This window comes from Mycobacterium sp. KBS0706, assembly GCF_005938675.2.
Lineage (GTDB): Bacteria > Pseudomonadota > Alphaproteobacteria > DSM-16000 > Inquilinaceae > Inquilinus.
Genome location: NZ_VCCH02000134.1, coordinates 1 through 15,524, shown reverse-complemented (window position 1 = coordinate 15,524; position 15,524 = coordinate 1). Strand labels below are relative to the sequence as shown.

Here is a 15,524-nt window from a genome sequence, read left to right as displayed (position 1 = left end):
GGCTATGCCGACGAGACCGGCGCGGTCCAGGTCACCCGTCTGATCGAGACGCCGCTGGCCAGCTGCAAGGAGATCCTGGTCACGATCGAGGAGGGCGAGGGCGCCAGGGCCAAGCGCGGTATCTATGTCGGCAGCATCTGTCGCCAGGGCGAGACCTGGGGATGGGCGTCCGCCGAGCCGGCGGTCGAGCGCTGGGGATACTTGCAGTAATCCGCCGCGTCACTCCCGCGGCATCGCCGCGATCATCTCGATCTCGACGCTGGCGCCGAGCGGCAGGGCGGCGACGCCGATGGTCGAGCGGGCCGGGTAGGGCGGCCGGAAATGGCGCTCATAGACCGCGTTCATGGCGGCGAAATCATCCATGTCGGTCAGGAACACATTGACCTTCACCACCGCGTCGAACGTCAGGTCCGCCGCTTCCAGCACATGGCGCAGATTGGCCAGGCACTGCTTGGTCTGGGCGCCGGCGTCGCCGTCGACCAGCCGGCCGGTGGCGGGGTCGATCGGGGTCTGGCCGGAGAGGAAGAGCAGGTCGCTGCGTCCCACCACGCCGTGCGAATAGGGGCCGATGGCCTGCGCCTGCGCACTCGTCACAGCCTTGCGTGCCATCGCACCCCCATCTCGCCCCCTCAGGCGTGTGCCGCGCCAAGCGGCGCGAGGCGATGATGCCGCGACCGGACGGCGGTTGGAAGACGGTTTTGCGATGCCGGCAAGATTTCACGGCGGCGGCGGCCGGAATCTTGCCCGGCCGCCCCGCCGCCGGGTATCCGGCCCCTCGCCGAAGCGAAGGGGCCGGGATCCCGCTCCTACTCCGCCGCCTGGGCCAGCGGCGCTGCGGGCGTCCAGCGCAGCACCGGCCTGCGGGCCGCGCCGGTTTCGTCCAGGCGCCGGCGCGGGGCGTGGTAGGGCGCGCCCTTGAACCATTCCGCCGCCTGGCCGGACTTGGCCTTCTCCACCAGCGACCGCATCATGCCGATGAACTGGTCGAGCGTGGCCTTGCTCTCGGTCTCGGTCGGCTCGATCAGCATGGCGCCGTGCACCACCAGCGGGAAGTACATGGTCATCGGGTGGAAGCCCTCGTCGATCATCGCCTTGGCGATGTCGAGCGTGGTCACGCCGGTGTCCTTCAGCGCCCGGTCGTCGAACAGCGCCTCGTGCATGCAGTAGCCGTTGTCGAAGGCCGGGGTCAGCACGTCCTTCAGCCGGGCCTGCACGTAGTTGGCGTTCAGGACCGCGTCGCTGGCCACCTGCCACAGCCCGTCGGCGCCGTGGCTCATCATATAGGCCAAGGCGCGGACGAACATGCCCATCTGGCCGTGGAACGCCTTCAGCCGGCCGAAGCTGTGCTGCGGCGCGCCGGGGCGGCCGACATGCTCGGCGACGCGGAAGCCGTCGGCGTCATGCACCACGGCCGAGATCGGGGCATAGGGCGCCAGCGCCGCCGACAGCACCACCGGGCCGGAACCCGGGCCGCCGCCGCCATGCGGGGTGGAGAAGGTCTTGTGCAGGTTGATGTGCATGGCGTCGACGCCGAGGTCGCCCGGGCGCACCCGGCCGACGATGGCGTTGAAGTTGGCGCCGTCGCAGTAGAAGAAGGCGCCGGCCTCGTGCACCACCCGCGCGATCTCGACGATGTCGCGCTCGAACAACCCGCAGGTGTTCGGGTTGGTCAGCATGATCGCCGCCACGTCCGGCCCCAGCTTGGCCTTCAGCGCGGCGAGGTCGACATGGCCGTCCGCCGTCGCCGGGATGGCGTCGACGGTGTAGCCGATCGCCGCCGCCGTCGCCGGGTTGGTGCCATGCGCCGATTCCGGCACCAGCACCCGCCGGCGATGGCCCTCGCCGCGGGCCTCCTGGGCGGCGTGGATCGCCATCATGCCGCACAGCTCGCCATGCGCGCCGGCGGCCGGGGACAGGGCCACGGCCGGCATGTTGGTCAGCGTCTTCAGCCAATGCGCCAGCGTGTCGATCAGCTCCAGCGCGCCCTGCACGGTCGCGACCGGCTGCAGCGGGTGGATGTCGGCGAAGCCGGGCAGCCGAGCCATCCGCTCGTTCAGCCGCGGATTGTGCTTCATGGTGCAGGAGCCGAGCGGGTACAGGGCGGTGTCGATCGCCATGTTCATCCGCGACAGGCGGGTGTAGTGGCGCATCACCGTCGGCTCGGCCAGGCCGGGCAGGCCGACCCGGGCGCGCGGCTTGACCCCGCCCAGGCGCAGCTCGGCGGTCGCCGGTTCCGGCAGGTCGACGCCGCAATGGCCGGGGCTGTCCTGCTCGAAGATCAGCTTCTCTTCGATGTCCAGGCCGCGATTGCCGGTGAAGGTGTCGGCTACGGTCATCACAGCACCTCCGACAGGCCGGCGCACAGCGCATCGATATCGGCCTCGGTGTTGGTCTCGGTCGCCGCCACCAGCAGCAGGTCGGCGAAGGCCGGGCGATTGGCGTAGATCCGGCTGACCGGCACGCCGCCCAGGATGCGGCGCTTGGCCAGCGCGTCGATCACCTGCTCCGCCGGCTTCGGCAGGCGGATGGTGATCTCGTTGAAGAAGCTGTCGTTCAGCACCGCCACGCCCGGCACCTTGGCCAGCTTGGTCGCCAGCGTCACCGCCTTGGCGTGGTTGATCCGCGCCAGCTTGGTGAACCCGGCCTCGCCCAGCAGCGACAGGTGGATGGTGAAGGCCAGCGCGCACAGGCCGCTGTTGGTGCAGATGTTGCTGGTCGCCTTCTCGCGCTTGATGTGCTGCTCTCGGGTCGACAGGGTCAGCACATAGCCGCGCTTGCCGTCGGCATCGACGGTCTGGCCGCACAGCCGGCCCGGCATCTGGCGCAGGAACTTCTCGCGCGTGGCGAACAGGCCGACATAGGGGCCGCCGAAGTTCAGCGCGTTGCCGATCGACTGGCCCTCGCAGACCACGATGTCGGCGCCCATCTCGCCCGGCGGGGTCATCAGGCCCAGCGACACCACCTCGGTGACCACGACGACCAGCAGCGCGCCCTTGGCGTGGCAGGCCTCGGCCAGGGCCGACAGGTCGTGCAGATGGCCGAACACCGACGGGTTCTGGACCACGACGCAGGAGGTCGCGTCGTCGACCCGGCCGGCCAGGTCCTCGACCCCGTCGGGGTTCGGCACCGCCTCGTCCAGGGTGAAGCCGGTGAAGTCGGCATGGGTGCGGCAGACGTCGCGATACTGCGGGTGCAGCCCGCCGGAGATCACCGCGCGGCTGCGCCGGGTGACCCGGTTCGCCATCATGATGGCCTCGGCGCAGGCGGTCGAGCCGTCATACATCGAGGCGTTGGCGACCTCCATCCCGGTCAGCAGCGCGACCTGGGTCTGGAACTCGAACAGGTATTGCAGCGTGCCCTGGGTGACCTCGGGCTGGTACGGTGTGTAGCTGGTCAGGAACTCGCCGCGCTGGATCAGGTAGTCGACGGTAGCCGGGACGTGGTGGCGATAGGCGCCGGCACCGCAGAAGAACGGCACCGACCCGGCCGGCACGTTCCTGGCGGCCATGGCGCCCAGCGCCCGCTCCACCTCCAGCTCGCCCTGATGGGGCGGCAACTCCTTCAGCGGGCCGGGCAGGCGCGCGCTCTGCGGCACGTCACGGAACAGCTCGTCGATCGAGCCGGCACCGACCGCCGCGATCATCTCGCGGCGGTCGGCTTCGGTCAGGGGCAAATAACGCATCGGTGCTTGTCACTCGGCAATGAGTTTGGCGTAGGCGTCGGGGCTGAGGAGCTTGTCGAGATCGGACTTGTTGGACAGCTTGATCTTGTAAATCCAGCCATCGCCATAGGGGTCCTCGTTCACCAGCTCCGGCGAGTCGGAGACATCCTCGTTGAACGCGGTGATCTCGCCGCCGACGGGGGTGAAGATCTCGCTCGCCGCCTTGACCGATTCGACCACGCCGACCGGGTCGCCGGCCTGGGGCTTCTTCCCAACCTCGGGCATCTCGACGAAGACGATGTCGCCCAGCGTCTTCTGCGCATGGTCGGTGATGCCGACGGTGGCGCTTCCGTCAGACTCGACGCGGACCCACTCATGGTCCTCGGAGTATTTCAAATCGCTCGGAATGTTGCTCATGGTGCTGGCTCCCTGTCAGGTCAGCGATGGAAGTTCGGCGCGACGAAGGGCATGGCGGCCACCACGGCCGGATGTCCCTTGTCACGGATCAGGAGGGTGATAGCAGTCCCATGCGCGGCGAAGCCGGATTCGACATAGCCCATTGTGACAGGGGCGCCGACCGAGGGGCCGAAGCCGCCGGAGGTGACGCGGCCGATCTCGCGCCCGTCGGCGGACAGGATCGGCGTGCCCTCGCGGGCCGGGGCGCGGCCCTCGGGCCGGATCCCGACGCGCTTGCGCGCCGGGCCTTCGGCCAGCTGCTGCAGGATGCGCGCGGCGCCGGGAAAGTTCGCCTCGGCCCGACGGCGCTTGCCGATGGTCCAGGACAGGCCGGCCTCGACCGGAGTCGTCGTGGTGTCGATGTCGTGGCCGTAGAGGCACAGCCCGGCCTCGAGCCGCAGCGAGTCGCGGGCGCCGAGGCCGATCGGCGCCACTTCGGGCTCGGCCAGCAACTGGCGGGCCAGGTCCTCGGCCTCCTCGGCCGGGACCGAGATCTCGAAGCCGTCCTCGCCGGTATAGCCGGAGCGACTGATCATGCATTCGACCCGGTCGAGGGCGAAGGTGCCGGATTCCATGAAGGCCAGGTCGTCGGCGCCGAAGGCGTGGCGGGCCAGCACCGCGGCCGCCTTCGGGCCCTGAAGTGCGATCAGGGCCCGGTCGTCCAGCCGGACCAGCCTGGCGCGGCCGGCCAGCTTTGCCGCGATATGGACGAAATCGGCGTCCTTGCAGGCGGCGTTGACCACCAGGAACAGCCGTGCCGGGTCGGGCGTGCGGGTGACCATCAGGTCGTCGAGGATGCCGCCGTCGTCGTTCAGCAGCAGGGAATAGCGGATGCGGCCCGGCGCCAGCCCGGCGATGTCGCCCGGCACCAGAGTCTCGATCAAGGCGGCGGCGTCCTCGCCCGGCGCGGCCTCCAGCCAGGCCTGGCCCATATGGCTGACGTCGAACAGCCCGGCATCGGCCCGGGTGTGCAGATGCTCCTTGAGGACGCCCAGCGGATACTGCACCGGCATCTCATAGCCGGCGAAGGGGACCATCTTGCCGCCGAGCTCGACATGCAGGTCGAACAATGGCGTGCGCTGCAGGGGGGTATCGGTCACGGTCCCGGGTCCTCGTCGACAAAGTTGGGGCGTGCGGGACCATTCCCGCGCGCCACCCCCTCTGTCTGGGACCTGAGAGAATCGCCGGGAACTCTGTCCGGCTTACCCCATCGGTGAGGCCGCGACTGGCGTCGCGGCCTGCTCTCCAGAGTGCCTTACCCTTGGCGGTCCTTTGGCCTGAGAGTTTCCGGGGCGTTTGCTCCTTCGGCGCCGGTCCCGCTTTCACGGTTCCGGTCTCTCCCGCCAGGGTCGTAGGCCGTATCAATGCGCTGGCCGGACAGTCGTCCGGCGCGGCGAAAAAGTCAATCCGCGACCTTTATCGTTCCGCTGCCGTCATTCCGTCGCGTTCACTGGGGCGACAGGTTCGGGTCCGGATCGCGCGGATCGGGGATCACCGGCGCGATGGTGCGGCGACCGGCGGCCTGGGCGGCGGCGCCGGGCGTCCGCGGGTCGTTGCGGTGCTTGTTGAACTCGAGCTGCTGTGGCGACAACTGGAAGCCGATCATGACCTTGTACGAGCCGCCCTCCGCCGGGCTGGAAACGGGAATCACCTGCTCCAGCGGCTCCTGGATGGTCTCGCGCGGGGTGACCTGCAGCCTGGGCACCGGAATCTTCACGTCGAAGGTGGCCTTGTTCAGAATCCGGTCCTGGGCGTCGGTGACCGCGACGAAATACTGGACCGGGACGTCCTTCTCCAGCCAGGCGGCCGGGCCGCGCCAGGCGGTGAACTCGACGTTCACGTCCATGGTCACGGCCTTGTCGCCATAGGTGCAGCCGCCCCGGGTGTTGGTGATCCGGGCCTCGACCAGCACGTCCTTCGGGTTGGTGCTGTTGTTGCGCACCAGGTCGTAGACCGCGGCCTCCTGCGGGATCACGATCTGCGGGCAGCGCAGTCCGGCCTGCTGCGCCGCATTCTCGCCACCACAGGCTGATAGTCCTGCCAGCAGGAGGACGGAACCGCCGGCCCAGAGTCGTCTCGACCGGAGACCCCCTGAGACGCCGTACCGCGCTTTTCTTGAGAGAGCACCTATATTAGGGTCGCGGCGCGAGACTTCGGCGGGCATCGCCCTCTCCTTCAACAACGGGTTCAGGACCATAGGAAATGGCACAGGCTGGCACAAGCGCAGGCGCGGATGCGCGGGACGCGCTGCCGTCCTTGACGGTGATGCTGGCCTCGCCGCGCGGGTTCTGCGCCGGCGTCGACCGCGCCATCCAGATCGTCGAGCGGGCGATCGAGAAATACGGCGCCCCGGTCTATGTCCGGCACGAGATCGTGCACAACCGCTTCGTGGTCGAGACGCTGGAGGCCAAGGGCGCGATCTTTGTCGAGGAGCTCGACGAGGTGCCGAATGACGCGCCGGTCGTGTTCTCCGCCCATGGCGTGCCGAAATCGGTGCCGGCGGAGGCCGAGCGGCGCAAGCTCCTGTATCTCGATGCCACCTGCCCGCTGGTCAGCAAGGTGCATCGCGAGGCCGAGCGCCACTACCGCACCGGCCACACCGTCATCCTGATCGGCCATGCCGGCCATCCGGAGGTGATCGGCACCATGGGCCAGCTGCCACCCGGCGCGGTGCGGCTGGTCGAATCGGTCGAGGATGTGGCGACGCTGGAGGTCGAGGACCCCGACAACCTCGCCTTCGCCACCCAGACCACGCTGTCGCTGGACGACACGGTCGCGATCGTCGACGCGCTGAAGGCCAGGTTCCCGACGATCTCGGCCCCGAACAAGCAGGACATCTGCTACGCCACCACCAATCGGCAGGAGGCGATCAAGGTGATCGCCCCGCATTGCGACGCGGTACTGGTGATCGGCGCGCCGAACTCCTCGAACTCGGTGCGGCTGGTCGAGGTGGCGCGGCGGGCCGGCTGCGACAAGGCGATGCTGGTGCAGCGCGCGGCCGATCTCGACTGGTCCTGGTTCGACGGCATCTCCACCCTCGGCATCACCGCCGGCGCCTCGGCGCCCGAGGTGCTGGTCGAGGAGGTGATGAGCGAGCTGCACAAGCGCTACGCCGTCAGCATCCAGTCCGAGCCGACCACGGTCGAGACCATCACCTTCAAGCTGCCGCGCGAGCTCAGCCCCGCCTGACCATGCCCAAGGACGGACATCTGCCGCCGCAGCGTCTGCGGACCCCTGAGTCATTGGTCGAGGCCGGCCTGGCCGGGCATGAGCGCCTCGCGGAGCTGCGGGCCGTGGCGTCGCGCTACGCCATCGCAGTGACGCCGGCGATGGCGGAGCTGGTCGACCCGGCCGATCCGCAGGACCCGATCGCGCGCCAGTTCGTGCCCGAACTTGCGGAGCTGGAAATCCAGGCCGTCGAGCTGGCCGACCCGATCGGCGACGGCGCCCACAGTCCGATCCCGGGGCTGGTCCACCGCTATGCCGACCGGGTGCTCTTGAAGCTGCTGCACGCCTGCCCGGTCTATTGCCGCTTCTGTTTCCGGCGCGAGATGGTCGGGCCGGGCGGCGAGGCGATGGGCGAGGCCGAGGTGGCGGCCGCGATCGACTACATCCGCGCCCGGCCGCAGGTGTGGGAGGCGATCCTGACCGGCGGCGACCCGCTGATGCTGGCGCCGCGCCGCCTGGCCGATGTGGTGACGCGGCTCGACGCCATTCCGCATCTCGGCGTGATCCGGCTGCACAGCCGGGTGCCGGTGGTGGAGCCGGAGCGGGTGACGCCGGAGCTGGTGGCGGCGCTCAAGGCGCAGGACAGCGCCGTCTGGCTCGCCATCCACAGCAACCACCCGCGCGAGCTGACCCCGGCGGCGCGCGACGCGATCCGCCGCCTGGCCGATGCCGGCATCGCCCTGGTGTCGCAGACCGTGCTGCTGCGCGGCGTCAACGACGACCCGGCGGTGCTGGAGCAGCTGTTCCGCGACTTCGTGCGCCTGCGGATCAAGCCCTACTACCTGCATCACGGCGACCTCGCCCCCGGCACGGCGCAGTTCCGCACCGGCATCGAGGACGGGCGCCGGATCATGCGGGCGCTGCGCGGCCGGTTGTCGGGCCTGGCCCAGCCGACCTATGTCCTCGACATCCCCGGTGGCCGCGGCAAGGTGCCGGTCGGCCCGGACTACCTCGCCGGCTCCGACGCCGAAGGCTGGACCGTCGAGGACCCGAACGGTGGCCGGCACGCCTATCCGCCGAAGGGGTGAGGCCGAAATCAAGGTTGGGTTCGCCATCGCGAACCCAACACTTCGCCGCCTGAACAGCTGCCGGATGTTGGGTTCGCGAGTGCGAACCCAACCTTGTCCGATCACTCCCCCGCCGCCGGCACCTCCTCGGGGGCCAGGTGCGGCGCCATGGCGTTGCCCTGGGACCGGCGGCTGGCCAGCCAGACCCGGAGCTTGTCGAGGTATAGATACACCACCGGCGTCGTGTACAGGGTCAGGGCCTGGCTCAGGATCAGGCCGCCGACCATGGCGTAGCCCAGCGGCTGGCGCAGCTCCGACCCGGTGCCGGAGCCCAGCATCAGCGGCAGGCCGCCCAACAGCGCCGCCATCGTTGTCATCATGATCGGGCGGAAGCGCATCAGGCAGGCTTGGCGGATCGCCTCATAGGGCGTCAGCCCCTGGTCGCGCTCCGCCTGGATGGCGAAGTCGACCATCATGATGCCGTTCTTCTTGACGATGCCGATCAGGAGGATGACGCCGATCAGCGCGATGACGCTGAAGTCGAAGCCGAACAGCATCAGCATCACCAGCGCGCCGGCGCCGGCCGAGGGCAGGGTCGACAGGATCGTCAGCGGGTGGATGTAGCTCTCATACAGCACGCCGAGGATGATGTAGATGACGATCAAGGCCGCTGCGACCAGGTAGGGCTCGCTGGCCAGCGAGGACTGGAAGGCCTGGGCGTTGCCCTGGAAGGTGCCGGTCAGCGAGGCCGGCACGCCCATCTCCTGCTCCGCCTGCTGGATCACGGTGACCGCATCGCCCAGCGCTACGTTCGGCGCCAGGTTGAAGCTCAGCGTCACCGCCGGGAACTGGCCCTGGTGGTTGATCGACAGTAAGGCCGTCGGCCGGGTGGTCCAATGCGCCAGGGCGCTGATCGGCACCTGTTCCCCGGTCAGTGGCGACTTGATGTAGATCCGGTCGATCGCCGAGGGCTTGTCCTGCAGCTGCGGCAGTACCTCCATCACCACATGGTAGCTGTTGACCTGGGTGAAGTACTGCGCCGCCTGGCGCTGGCCGAAGGCGTCATACAGCGTGTCGTCGATCAGCTGCGGCTGGATGCCGTAGCGGGCGGCGGCGTCGCGGTCGATGTCCAGCGTCAGCGTGGTGCCGCCGGTCTGCTCGTCGGTGGCGACGTCACGCAGCTGCGGCAGGGTCTTCAGCTTCTCATAGACCTTGGGCGCCCACTGGTTCAGCTCGTCGATATTCGCGTCCTGCAGCGTGTACTGGTACAGCGTGCGGCTCGCCCGGCCGCCGATGTTGATGTCCTGGGCCGGCTGCAGGAACAGGGCCGCGCCCTCGACCTGGGCCAGCTTCGGCCGCAGCCGGTCGATGATCTGGCTGGCCGAGGCCTCGCGCTGGTCGCGCGGCTTCAGGGTGATGAACAGGCGGCCGTTGTTCAGCGTCTGGCCGCCGCTGGAGCCGAGCGCCATGCCGACGGTGTCGACATCCGGGTCGGCGGCGACGATCTGCCCGAGCTCGACCTGCTTGCGGCTCATCTCCGCGAAGGAGATGTCCTGCGCCGCCTCCGACGTGCCGAGGATCAGGCCGGTGTCCTGCTGCGGGAAGAAGCCTTTGGGGATGATGATGAAGAGGTAGCCGGTGACCGCGATGGTGCCGAGGAACACCATCAGCGTGATCCGGCGGTGCTTCAGCGCGACGTCGAGCGACCGGCGGTAGCCTGCCAGCATCAGGTCGAAGCCGCGCTCCGACAGCCGGTACAGGCGCCCGTGCTTGCCGGTGTCGTGCTTCATGAACTTCGAGCACATCACCGGGGTCAGGGTCAGCGAGACGATCGCCGAGACCAGGATGGTCATGGTCACGGTGACGGCGAATTCGCGGAACACCCGGCCGACGATGCCGCCCATCAGCAGCAGCGGGATGAACACCGCGACCAGCGACAGGCTGATCGAGAAGATGGTGAAGCCGATCTCGCCGGCGCCCTTCAGCGCCGCCTGCACCGGCGACAGCCCCTCCTCGATATGGCGGTGGATGTTCTCCAGCATGACGATGGCGTCGTCGACGACGAAGCCGACGGCGATGCTCAGGCCCATCAGCGACAGATTGTCCAGGCTGTAGCCGAAGGCGTACATCAGCGCCAATGTGCCGACCAGCGCCAGCGGCACGGTCACGCTCGGGATCGCCGTGGCCCAGAAGTTGCGCAGGAACACGAAGATCACCATCACCACCAGGCAGATGGTCAGCAGCAGGGTGAACTGCACGTCGCTGACCGAGGCGCGGATGGTGGTGGTGCGGTCGCTGAGGATGTCGACCTTGACCGCCGGCGGGATCGCCGCCTGCAGCTGCGGCAGCAGCGACTTGATGTGGTCGACCACGTCGATGACGTTGGCGCCGGGCTGCTTGAACACGATCAGCAGCACCGCGCGCTGGCCGCCGGACCAGGCCGCCAGCTTGTTGTTCTCCGGCCCTTCCACCGCCTGGCCGATGTCGCGGATGCGCACCGGCGCGCCGTTCTTGTAAGCGATGATGACGTCGTTCCAGGGCTCGGCTTTCAACTCCTGGTCGTTGTCATAGATGGTGAAGGTCCGGGTCGCGCCGTCGATGCTGCCCTTCGGGCTGTCGGCAGTGGCGTTGGCGATGACGCCGCGCACATCCTCCAGCCCGATGCCCAGTGCCGCCAGCTTCTGCGGGTCGACCTGCACCCGCACCGCCGGCTTCTGCTGGCCGCCGATGCTGACCTGCGCGACGCCCGGCACCTGGCTGATGTTCTGGCTCAGCACGTTCTCGGCATAATCGTCGACCGTGGTCAGCGGCAGCGTCTCGGAATGGACCGCGAACACCAGGATCGGCGCGTCGGCCGGATTGACCTTGCGGTAGGTCGGCGGCGACGGAAGGTCCTTCGGCAGCTGGCCGCCGGCGGCGTTGATCGCGGTCTGCACGTCGCCGGCCGCCGCGTCGATGTTGCGGTCGAGGTCGAATTGCAGGGTGATCGCGCTGTTGCCGAGCGTGCTGCTGGAAGTCATCTGCGACACGCCGGGAATCTCGGCGAATTGCCGCTCCAGGGGTGCGGTCACCGACGACGCCATGGTTGTGGGGTCGGCGCCGGGCAGCTGGGCCGAGACCTGGATGGTCGGAAAGTCGACCTGCGGCAGCGGCGCCACCGGGAGCAGCGGATAGGCGACCAGGCCGACCAGCAGCACCCCGGCCATGATCAGCGATGTGGCGATCGGCTTGCGGATGAAGGGGGCCGAGATGCTCATGGTCAGGCGCTCGGCTGGGTGGCAGCGGCGTCGCGGGTCTGCACCCGGGTGCCCGGCTGCAGCCGGTACTGGCCGGCGGTGACGACGCTGGCGCCGGCGTCGAGGCCGGTCTCGACCACGGCAGTGCCGTCGGTGATCTGGCCGATGCCGACCGGCCGCAGCTCGACCGTGGCGTCCGGCTTCACCGCATAGACATAGAGCCCGTCGGGCCCGCGCTGGATCGCGGTGGAGGGCACGGTCACCACGTTCTGCTCGGTCCGCAGCAGCAGCCGGACATCGACGAACTGGCCGGGCCACAGCTGGTTGGTCTTGTTCGGGAAGGTCGCCTTCAGCCGGATCGTGCCGGTGGCCTGGTCGATCTGGTTGTCGACCAGCTCCAGCGTGCCCTGGTCCAGCGGCTTGTCGTCGCCGCGGGTGTCGGCGAAGACCGTGAGCGGGCCCTTGGCCATCGCCGCCGAGATCTCCGGCAGATTCTCCTCCGGCAACGTGAAGATCGCCGTGATCGGGTGCAGCTGGGTGATCACCACCAGCCCGCCGGTGTCGGTGGCGTGGATGATGTTGCCCTGGTCGACCAGGCGGATGCCGGTGCGGCCGTTCAGCGGCGAGGTGATGGTGGTGTAGCTGAGCTGGGTGGCGGCGTTGTCGATCGCCGCCTGGTCGCCCTCGATCTGCGCCTGCAACTGCGCGATCAGCGCCTTCTGGGTGTCGACGCTCTGCGCCGTCGCATATTGGTGCAGGTTCTCGAAGCGTGTCAGGTCGAGCTGGGCGTTGACCAGCTGCGCCTCGTCCTTGGCCTTGGTCGCCTTGGCCTGGTCCAGCGCCGCCTGGAACGGCCGCGGGTCGATCTGCGCCAGCACCTGGCCGGCGTTCACATGCTGGCCTTCCTGGAAGGACACCGTCTGCAGCTCGCCGTCGACCCGGCTCTTCACCGTCACCGTGTTCAGCGCCTGGACGGTGCCGAGGCCGGTAAGGAAGACCGGCACGTCACGGCGCTGCGCCGCCGCCGCCTCGACCGGCACGGCGGATGGCGGCGCGGCCTGCGGGGTGGCGGAGGCTGCCGTGTCGAACAGCTCGCGGCCGACCAGCACGGCGGCGCAGACCATCACGAGGGCGATCGGGGTGCCGATCCGCAGCACCGTCCGGCGGGCGACAAGGGGCATCTGCATCTCTCCAGCGGGCAGGCAATCGAGAGAGGTGCGGGCGCCGCAGCCATGACGGCCGCGGCGCCCGCGATCGACGTCTCCTCCCGGTCTTCGGCTGGTCCGATGCATCGCGGACCGAGGCCGGCGCCAGGCGCCGGCCCTGCCTGTTGGCTGCTGAGCGAATGGCGAAAGGTGACTTCGCCCAACTTGGGGAGTCAATGGGCGGAATTCAGCAGAGGACAGGATGGCGCAGCAACTTTCTTTTCCGTAAGGCAGCTGAATATTAGATCTGGATTATCTCTTTATTAATTTCCCGTAAGGCTAATTCCGCCGCCATCATTGCCGCCCATATGCTGCAATGCGGCAACGCACGACGCCACCGCGATTGCGGCAGCGGGCTCAGCCCCGACCGCCGGCGTTCCGCAGGACTTATGGAAGTGTATGTGACGCGACCCGGCAGGCCGGCCCGAAGGGCGTCCTCCCGAGTCGCTTGAAGAGGTCCATCATGGTTCTGCTCAGGCGTCCCCGACCCGCGGGGTTCGTGGCTCTGCTGATGCTCGGAACGGCTGCCGCCGGGCCGGCCTTCGCCCGCACCGGGCTGCAGTCCGAGCACTATGTGATCCCGCCGCAGATGGCGCAGGTCGGGTCTGCCGACACCGCGGACATGTCCGCTCCCTCCTTCGATCATGGCGAGAACGGCTCCGAGCGCAGCGTGGGAGACGCCGGCCATGATCTCGGGGGGCACGGCCATGGCGGCGGTCATGGGAGGCGATAAGCCTCCTCGGCAAGGGTGCCTCAGGCGCCCCTTCGCAGGCACGGCATCCCGCTGTGCCGTTCACCATCTCACTCACCTTAAGGAGCCCATCATGTCTGTCCTGAAAATCGCCCGCCCCGTCGGCCTGGCTGCGCTGATCGCCCTGGGCGTCGCCGCCGTGTCCGTCTCCGCCGAGGCCAGCACCGGCCTGCAGTCGGAGCACGGCCCGAGCGCGCTGCAGAGCGCGAACGGTCCGCACTATCCCAACCCGCGCCGCTGAGCCGCCTGCGCCGGTTGCCGCGAGAGGGCGGCGGCGAGTCTCCCGGCCGATGCCGGCGGGCCCGCCGCCGCCCTTTCATCTTTCCGGCCGGTCCGCGCGCCTGTCTCCCGCGCTCTCTCTTCCTTCGACAAGCCGTCCCCTGCGCTTTATGAAAGCTGGCTCTGCCGCTTTCACCCGGGCGATCCATGGCCGTCTACACCGAAGTCACCGACGAGGATGTCGCCGCCTTCGTGGCCGAGTACGACATCGGCTCCGTCCTCTCGCTGAAGGGCATCGCCGAGGGCGTCGAGAACTCCAACTACCTGCTGGTGACCACGGCCGGGCCGCACATCCTCACGCTCTACGAGAAGCGGGTGGCCGAAGCCGACCTGCCCTTCTTCCTCGGCCTGATGCAGCATCTGGCGGCGCGCGGCATCGAATGCCCGCAGCCGGTCGCCGCCCGCGACGGGCAGGCGCTGCGCCGCCTCGCCGGCCGGCCGGCGGTGATCGTCACCTTCCTCGACGGGCTGTGGCCGAAGCGGATCCAGCCCTGGCACTGCCAGGCCCTGGGCCCGGCGCTGGCCCGCATGCACGCCGCCGGGGCCGATTTCGCGATGACCCGGCCGAACAACCTGTCGCTCGACGGCTGGCGCCGGCTGGTGGAGGATTGTGTCCGCCGCGCCGACACGGTGGTGCCGGGCCTCGCCGAGGGCATCGCCCGCGAGCTCGCCTTTCTCGAGGCGCGGTGGCCCACCGACCTGCCGGTGGGGCTGATCCATGCCGACCTGTTCCCCGACAACGTGTTCTTCCGCGACGGCCGCCTGTCCGGGCTGATCGACTTCTACTTCGCCTGCACCGACATGCTGGCCTACGACCTGTCGATCTGCCTGAACGCCTGGTGCTTCGAGCCGGATGGCGCCTTCAACGTCACCAAGGCGCGGGCGCTGTTGTCCGGCTACCGGGCCGAACGGCCGCTGTCGCCGGCCGAGGTGGCGGCGCTGCCGGTCCTGGCCCGCGGCAACGCGCTGCGCTTCCTGCTGACCCGGCTCTACGACTGGCTGAACCATCCGCCGGGCGCCTTCGTCCGGCCGAAGGACCCGCTCGAATACTGGCGCAAGCTGCGCTTCCACCAGCAGGTCACGAGCGTGGCCGCCTATGGGATCGACCCGTGACCGACACCGCCGCGACGACGAAGAAGCCGATGAAGCTGCCGAAGGTCGAGATCTTCACCGACGGCGCCTGCAGCGGCAATCCCGGCCCCGGCGGCTGGGGCGTGCTGCTGCGCATGGGCGAGACCGAGCGCGAGCTCTATGGCGGTGAGACGCTGACCACCAACAACCGGATGGAGCTGATGGCGGCGATCCAGGCGCTGGAGGCGATGAAGCGCCCGGTCGACGCGGTGCTGACCACCGACAGCCAGTATGTCCGCAACGGCGTGATGACGTGGATGAAGGGCTGGAAGGCGCGCGGCTGGGTCACCGCCGACCGCAAGCCGGTGAAGAATGTCGACCTGTGGCAGCGGCTCGAGGCGGCGACGGCACCGCACAAGGTCCGCTGGGAATGGACCCGTGGCCATGCCGGGCACGCCGAGAACGAGCGGGTCGATGAGCTGGCCCGGAAGGGCCTGCGCGAATTCGGCCGCGGCCTCGCGCCGGCGGAGGCTTGATCCGGGCCGGCTTTCCTGCCTGCCCCATCCACCCCCTGTCATGCCCGGGCCGACCCGGGCATCCGGAGACCGTCGATGCCGCTCTGGGCGGCCC

15 protein-coding genes and 1 riboswitch are annotated in these 15,524 nt (G+C 69.1%); of the genes, 7 read left to right on the top strand and 8 right to left on the bottom strand.

What is annotated here, in order from left to right; genetic code table 11:
• Nucleotides 1-210, top strand: a 210-nt coding sequence (locus tag FFK22_RS37755; protein ID WP_221939159.1) for a hypothetical protein, incomplete at its 5' end; no start/stop codon positions are given.
• A gap of 9 nt (nucleotides 211-219) precedes the next feature.
• Here the strand turns inward: FFK22_RS37755 and FFK22_RS37750 are convergent.
• The 6 genes from FFK22_RS37750 to FFK22_RS37725 all read right to left on the bottom strand — a co-directional run bounded on the left by FFK22_RS37750 (nucleotide 220) and on the right by FFK22_RS37725 (nucleotide 6,092).
• Nucleotides 220-609: a RidA family protein gene (locus tag FFK22_RS37750; RefSeq protein WP_138893077.1), complete on the bottom strand. Its 390-nt coding sequence runs from the start codon at nucleotides 607-609 to the stop codon at nucleotides 220-222.
• Between the two features lie 197 nt (nucleotides 610-806).
• On the bottom strand, nucleotides 807-2,336 hold the full coding sequence (gene gcvPB / locus FFK22_RS37745) for an aminomethyl-transferring glycine dehydrogenase subunit GcvPB (RefSeq protein WP_138893078.1): 1,530 nt from the start codon (nucleotides 2,334-2,336) through the stop codon (nucleotides 807-809).
• The gene (gene gcvPA / locus FFK22_RS37740; RefSeq protein WP_138893079.1) at nucleotides 2,336-3,682 is read right to left on the bottom strand and encodes an aminomethyl-transferring glycine dehydrogenase subunit GcvPA; all 1,347 of its coding nucleotides are present in this window, start codon (nucleotides 3,680-3,682) and stop codon (nucleotides 2,336-2,338) included. Before gcvPA ends, gcvPB begins: the two co-directional genes overlap by 1 nt.
• Before the next feature lie 9 nt (nucleotides 3,683-3,691).
• Complete coding sequence (gene gcvH, locus FFK22_RS37735; protein WP_138893080.1) at nucleotides 3,692-4,078, bottom strand: glycine cleavage system protein GcvH; 387 nt, start codon at nucleotides 4,076-4,078, stop codon at nucleotides 3,692-3,694.
• A 20-nt stretch (nucleotides 4,079-4,098) separates the two neighbouring features.
• Nucleotides 4,099-5,217 carry a glycine cleavage system aminomethyltransferase GcvT gene (gcvT, locus tag FFK22_RS37730; protein ID WP_138893081.1) on the bottom strand — a complete coding sequence of 373 codons (1,119 nt, stop codon included), beginning with the start codon at nucleotides 5,215-5,217 and terminating at the stop codon, nucleotides 4,099-4,101.
• A 155-nt stretch (nucleotides 5,218-5,372) separates the two neighbouring features.
• Nucleotides 5,373-5,470, bottom strand: a riboswitch (glycine riboswitch).
• Between the two features lie 94 nt (nucleotides 5,471-5,564).
• Nucleotides 5,565-6,092: a hypothetical protein gene (locus FFK22_RS37725; RefSeq protein ID WP_138893082.1), complete on the bottom strand. Its 528-nt coding sequence runs from the start codon at nucleotides 6,090-6,092 to the stop codon at nucleotides 5,565-5,567.
• Between the two features lie 227 nt (nucleotides 6,093-6,319).
• Between FFK22_RS37725 and ispH the strand changes: the two genes are divergently transcribed.
• Nucleotides 6,320-7,306 carry a 4-hydroxy-3-methylbut-2-enyl diphosphate reductase gene (ispH, locus tag FFK22_RS37720; RefSeq protein WP_138893083.1) on the top strand — a complete coding sequence of 329 codons (987 nt, stop codon included), beginning with the start codon at nucleotides 6,320-6,322 and terminating at the stop codon, nucleotides 7,304-7,306.
• Between the two features lie 2 nt (nucleotides 7,307-7,308).
• Nucleotides 7,309-8,373 (top strand): lysine-2,3-aminomutase-like protein, encoded by a 1,065-nt coding sequence (locus FFK22_RS37715; protein WP_138893084.1) that lies wholly within the window; start codon nucleotides 7,309-7,311, stop codon nucleotides 8,371-8,373.
• Nucleotides 8,374-8,474: 101 nt separating this feature from the next.
• Here FFK22_RS37715 and FFK22_RS37710 read toward each other — a convergent pair whose 3' ends face one another.
• Both FFK22_RS37710 and FFK22_RS37705 read right to left on the bottom strand, forming a co-directional pair.
• Complete coding sequence (locus tag FFK22_RS37710) at nucleotides 8,475-11,609, bottom strand: multidrug efflux RND transporter permease subunit (RefSeq protein WP_138893085.1); 3,135 nt, start codon at nucleotides 11,607-11,609, stop codon at nucleotides 8,475-8,477.
• Between the two features lie 2 nt (nucleotides 11,610-11,611).
• Entirely contained in the window at nucleotides 11,612-12,769 is a 1,158-nt protein-coding gene (locus FFK22_RS37705; protein ID WP_138893086.1) for an efflux RND transporter periplasmic adaptor subunit, read from the bottom strand.
• A gap of 487 nt (nucleotides 12,770-13,256) precedes the next feature.
• Between FFK22_RS37705 and FFK22_RS37700 the strand changes: the two genes are divergently transcribed.
• The 4 genes from FFK22_RS37700 to rnhA all read left to right on the top strand — a co-directional run bounded on the left by FFK22_RS37700 (nucleotide 13,257) and on the right by rnhA (nucleotide 15,430).
• Nucleotides 13,257-13,526 (top strand): hypothetical protein, encoded by a 270-nt coding sequence (locus FFK22_RS37700; RefSeq protein ID WP_138893087.1) that lies wholly within the window; start codon nucleotides 13,257-13,259, stop codon nucleotides 13,524-13,526.
• Between the two features lie 91 nt (nucleotides 13,527-13,617).
• Nucleotides 13,618-13,785 carry a hypothetical protein gene (locus FFK22_RS43470; RefSeq protein ID WP_186002883.1) on the top strand — a complete coding sequence of 56 codons (168 nt, stop codon included), beginning with the start codon at nucleotides 13,618-13,620 and terminating at the stop codon, nucleotides 13,783-13,785.
• Nucleotides 13,786-13,970: 185 nt separating this feature from the next.
• A complete protein-coding gene (locus FFK22_RS37695; protein WP_138893088.1) occupies nucleotides 13,971-14,936 on the top strand; it encodes a homoserine kinase in 966 nt (321 codons plus the stop codon).
• Nucleotides 14,937-14,965: 29 nt separating this feature from the next.
• A complete protein-coding gene (rnhA, locus tag FFK22_RS37690) occupies nucleotides 14,966-15,430 on the top strand; it encodes a ribonuclease HI (RefSeq protein ID WP_088152663.1) in 465 nt (154 codons plus the stop codon).
• Nucleotides 15,431-15,524: the final 94 nt, after the last annotated feature.

Coding starts and splice junctions, on each gene's coding strand:
- FFK22_RS37700 (WP_138893087.1), top strand. CDS start 13,257: ATGGTTCTGCTCAGGCGTCCCCGACCCGCGGGGTTCGTGGCTCTGCTG.
- gcvH (WP_138893080.1), bottom strand. CDS start 4,078: ATGAGCAACATTCCGAGCGATTTGAAATACTCCGAGGACCATGAGTGG.
- FFK22_RS43470 (WP_186002883.1), top strand. CDS start 13,618: ATGTCTGTCCTGAAAATCGCCCGCCCCGTCGGCCTGGCTGCGCTGATC.
- FFK22_RS37715 (WP_138893084.1), top strand. CDS start 7,309: ATGCCCAAGGACGGACATCTGCCGCCGCAGCGTCTGCGGACCCCTGAG.
- FFK22_RS37750 (WP_138893077.1), bottom strand. CDS start 609: ATGGCACGCAAGGCTGTGACGAGTGCGCAGGCGCAGGCCATCGGCCCC.
- FFK22_RS37710 (WP_138893085.1), bottom strand. CDS start 11,609: ATGAGCATCTCGGCCCCCTTCATCCGCAAGCCGATCGCCACATCGCTG.
- ispH (WP_138893083.1), top strand. CDS start 6,320: ATGGCACAGGCTGGCACAAGCGCAGGCGCGGATGCGCGGGACGCGCTG.
- gcvPA (WP_138893079.1), bottom strand. CDS start 3,682: ATGCGTTATTTGCCCCTGACCGAAGCCGACCGCCGCGAGATGATCGCG.
- rnhA (WP_088152663.1), top strand. CDS start 14,966: ATGAAGCTGCCGAAGGTCGAGATCTTCACCGACGGCGCCTGCAGCGGC.
- FFK22_RS37695 (WP_138893088.1), top strand. CDS start 13,971: ATGGCCGTCTACACCGAAGTCACCGACGAGGATGTCGCCGCCTTCGTG.
- FFK22_RS37705 (WP_138893086.1), bottom strand. CDS start 12,769: ATGCCCCTTGTCGCCCGCCGGACGGTGCTGCGGATCGGCACCCCGATC.
- gcvPB (WP_138893078.1), bottom strand. CDS start 2,336: ATGACCGTAGCCGACACCTTCACCGGCAATCGCGGCCTGGACATCGAA.